Here is a 4,089-nt window from a genome sequence, read left to right on the forward strand (position 1 = left end):
CGTCGGGGGCGTGGTGGGCGGGGTGGTGGGCGGCGTCGTCGGCGGGGTGGTCGGCGGCGTCGTGGTCGGCGGGGTGGTGGTGGCGCCGAGCGCGGTGTTGATCTGACCCAGCAGGGTGGCGTTGTTGTCCAGGCCGAGGAGCGAGTACATCATCGCGCCGGCCAGGCCGCGCTGCTTGCCGTAGTCCACCCGGGCCTGGATGGACTTCTGGTTCAGGCCGGTGAAGAACTCGCCGTCCTTGTAGAAGTACGAGGACTTCGACTGGTCGTCCCAGAAGGTCGTCGACGCGTTGTCGACGATGCCGCCGAGCTCCTTGTAGTGCGCGATGCCGGCCTGCTGGCTGAGCGGTCGGGCGCCGGAGCCGCCGGTGGCGGTCTGCGCGAGGCCGTTGGTGGTGCCGGCCGGCACGCCCTTCCAGCCGCGGTAGTAGAACTCGTAGCCCAGGGTCAGCTTGTTGGCGGGGAAGCCGCCCGCGATCCCGTAGGTCGGGTTGCCGTCGATCCAGGAGTCGATGGCCGAGTCGATGCTGTACTTCTCGGTGCCCGGCGCGATCGGGTCGGTCGGGTCGTTCGTCGAGGGGTACAGCGGGGACTGGTGGTACGTCGGCCCGTCGCCGTCCCAGGCGCCGTGCATGTCGTACGTCATGATGTTGGCGTAGTCCAAGTACTGGCCGATCTTGTCGGTCTCGATGTACTTGATCTTGTCCTGGCCGGCCGGGAGGGCCGAGGTCAGCAGGTACTTCTTGCCGCCGTTGGCCGCGCCGTACTCGTCGAGCTGCTTGCGGAACTCGGCGAGGAGCAGGGTGAAGTTCTGCTTGTCCTCGGGGGCGTAGTGGTTGCCCAGGTGGCCGCCGGAGGAGCCGGGGTACTCCCAGTCGATGTCGATGCCGTCGAAGATGCCGGCCGCCGTGCCCGCACCGCCGAAGCCGCCCTCGACGGGCAGGTTGCCCTTGATGTACTGGTCGATGCAGGAGGAGACGAGCTTCTTGCGGCTCGCGTCCGTCTTGGCCGCGTCGCTGAAGTACTTGGAGTAGGTCCAGCCGCCGAGCGAGATGTTGATCTTCAGGTGGGGGTACTTCGCCTTCAGTTCCTTGAACTGGTTGAAGACGCCCACGATCGGCTGGTCCCACTTGTCGGCGACGCCGTCGACGCTGTCCGCCGCGCTGAAGGACTTCTGGTAGTCGGCGTACGAGTCGCCCGCACCGTCACCCGCGTTGGGGTTGTTGTCGTCACCCGCGGCCTTGTTGGCCATGAAACAGGTGAGGTTGGTGGGGTGGATGTTGCCGAACGAGTAGTTGATGACGTCCAGCTGGCCCGCGATGCCCCGGGTGTCGAGGTGCTTGGGGTAGAACGCGTTGCCGTAGACGCTCCACTGGTCGTAGTACGCGATGCGCACGTTGCCCGCAGAGGCAGTGGTCGACGAGTCGGCCGCCTGGGCGGAGCCGAGGCCGACGGTCGCGGCGAGCGCGCCGGCGGCGAGGGCCGAGCTGAGAAGCGCGGCGATCAATGGCTTACGGGGGTGCACGTGCGGCCTCCGAAGGGGGGAGAACTGGGTGGTGCCGTACTGGGGATGAGGAAGTGATAACCGGCACATGAACAGCACGTCAATGGTCTGAACCAGATTGAGGACTAGACCAATTTGATGAGGAAAGCCCTAGTCAGAGGGGTGCAGCACAAAACGGAACCGCCCGCCACCATGGGTGACGAGCGGTTTAAGGTTCACTTAGGGGTGCCGCGAGGGCGGTTCGGGAGTGAACCACCCCGGCAGGGAAATCCGCTGGTTACGGCAGCTCGGGCAGTTCCGGGAGCTCGTACGCGTCGGCGATGAGCTCGTAGCTCCGCAGCCGCTCCTCCCCGCCGTGCGCGTTGGCCGTGATCATCAGCTCGTCCGCGCCCGTGCGCTTGCGGAGGTCGTCGAGGCCCGTGCGGACCTCGTCCGGGGTGCCGTACACGATGTTCGCCAGCCAGCCGTCGACGAACTCCCGCTCGGCGGAGCTGAAGTCGTACGCCTCCGCCTCCTCCGGCGTCGGCACCAGACCGGGCCGGCCGGTGCGCAGCCGCAGCATCGCGAGGGCCCCGGTGAGGACCTGGCGGCGGGCCTGCTCCGCCTCGTCGGCGGCGAGCGCCGCGACGCCGATCATGGCGTACGGGGCGTCGAGGACCCCCGAGGGCCGGAAGGAGTCCCGGTAGAGGTCGAGCGCCGGGATCGTGTTCCGGGCGGAGAAGTGGTGGGCGAAGGCGAAGGGCAGTCCGAGCAGTCCCGCGAGGCGGGCGCTGAAGCCGGAGGAGCCGAGCAGCCAGACCGGCGGGCGGCCCTTCGGGCCCTGCACGGGGCCGGGCACGGCGTGGATCCGGGCGTACGGGTGCCCGTCGGGGAAGTCGTCGTCCAGGAACCGGGTCAGCTCGGCGAGCTGCTCCGGGAAGTCGTCGGCCCCTTCGGCCAAGGTGTTCGTGCGCCGCAGGGCGGCGGCCGTGGCGCCGTCGGTGCCGGGCGCACGGCCGAGGCCGAGGTCGATCCGGCCCGGGGCGAAGGCCTCCAGGGTGCCGAACTGCTCGGCGATCACGAGCGGGGCGTGGTTGGGCAGCATCACGCCGCCGGAGCCGAGCCGGATGCGGCGGGTGTGGGCGGCGAGGTGGGCGAGGATCACCGCCGGGGAGGAGGAGGCGACGCCGGGCATGGAGTGGTGCTCGGCCACCCAGTGCCGGTGGAAGCCGCGCCGCTCGGCGAGCCGGCTCAGCTCGACGCTGGTGGCCAGCGCCTGCGTCGCGGTCCGCCCGCTGCCGACGGTCACCAGGTCCAGTACGGACAGCGGTACGGGCGCGGTTCCCCGTGCCTCTCCTCGAATAGCGTCGGTCACCGTAGGGACCCTCCTCGGCACACGTGCGGATGGTGCGAACACTGCATCCGATCCACAACAGGAGGGTGTCTCCGCTTATTCCGGGACCCTTCCGTACGGTTTCGGCCACGGATCGAGGCCTGAGCGGGTCCGCTTCCCCGTAAAAAATCTCCCGGCCGCCACCACCCGAACGTGAGCGCGAACCCGGTCGCGCACAGCCCTGACCTGAGGCTCTGTGAAGGAGTCATGACACAGGCATATGCCAGGGTGGTGCGCCCCAGCCCAGGCCATGGATCCTCCGCATCATTCTCGCCAACAGCCGCCCCTGAAAGGGCCCTTGGCGGCTATCGTGGTACGAAAGCTTGCGGTCACAACCTGGTAGGGGGAAACCGTGGCGCTGAAGCCCGAGCCCACCGCGCCGTTCCACTCGGTGCAATACGCCTTGCGCGTCCTCGAGACGGTCTCACGGCACGGTGGCGGAGTGACGGACGTCCAGATCGCCCGCGAGACCGGCCTGCCCGTCGCCCACCTCTCGTCGCTGCTCCTCATGCTCCGCCGCGAGGGGTACGTCGAGCAGGTCGCCGACGGCGCATACGTCATCGGGGACTCCCTCGTCCTCCTCGGTTCCGGCCTGACCCGCCGCGAAGCCCTGGAGGCCAAGCTCCAGGAGACCCTGACCGAACTGCGCGACTCCGTCGGCGCGGCCGTCTACATCAGCCGGTACATCGACGGCGAAGTGAAGATCACCCAGTTCGCCGACGGGCCACGCACCCCGAAGGTCAACGAATGGGTGGACTTCCGCTCGGCGGCGCACGTCAGCGCCGTCGGCAAGTGCCTGCTCACCCAGCTCGACCAGAACGGCCGGCGGGACCACCTCTCCCGGCACAAGATCGCCCGGCTGACCTCCCGGACGATCACCAGCGAGCGGATCCTCTTCTCGAAGCTCGACAGCCAGCCGGCTACCGTCCCCGTGCTCGACCTCCAGGAGTACGCGGTCGGCACGGTCTGCGCCGCCGTCCCGCTGACGGCGGGCTCGGCCGTGGGCTGCCTGGCCCTGTCCCTGCCGATCGAGCACGCCCACCGGCTGCGCGCCGCGGCGGACACGCTCAACCGGCGGGCCGCTCCGGTGGTGCTCTCCCTGGCCATCTAGCAGCCGGCCGCTCAGGACGGCGGCCACCCAGGACGAACCCCGCCGGACGGCGCTCCGGCGGGGCTGTCACGAGCACCCCTCGGGACCAGGTAGTATTTTCTCT

General features: G+C 69.2%; 3 protein-coding genes. 1 reads left to right on the forward strand and 2 read right to left on the reverse strand.

Annotated features, from left to right (window positions below; all coding sequences use genetic code 11):
• The coding region (locus SGA01_RS40495) for a glycoside hydrolase family 18 protein (protein WP_141303404.1) at positions 1-1,524 on the reverse strand (1,524 nt) is incomplete at its 3' end.
• Positions 1,525-1,780: 256 nt separating this feature from the next.
• Positions 1,781-2,857 (reverse strand): LLM class flavin-dependent oxidoreductase, encoded by a 1,077-nt coding sequence (locus SGA01_RS40500; RefSeq protein ID WP_174867703.1) that lies wholly within the window; start codon positions 2,855-2,857, stop codon positions 1,781-1,783.
• A gap of 370 nt (positions 2,858-3,227) precedes the next feature.
• Here SGA01_RS40500 and SGA01_RS40505 point away from each other — a divergent pair, with 370 nt between their 5' ends.
• Positions 3,228-3,986 carry an IclR family transcriptional regulator gene (locus SGA01_RS40505; protein WP_141303408.1) on the forward strand — a complete coding sequence of 253 codons (759 nt, stop codon included), beginning with the start codon at positions 3,228-3,230 and terminating at the stop codon, positions 3,984-3,986.
• The last annotated feature ends 103 nt before the right edge of the window (positions 3,987-4,089 follow it).

The organism is Streptomyces gardneri, assembly GCF_006539185.1.
Classification (GTDB): Bacteria; Actinomycetota; Actinomycetes; order Streptomycetales; family Streptomycetaceae; genus Streptomyces; species Streptomyces gardneri.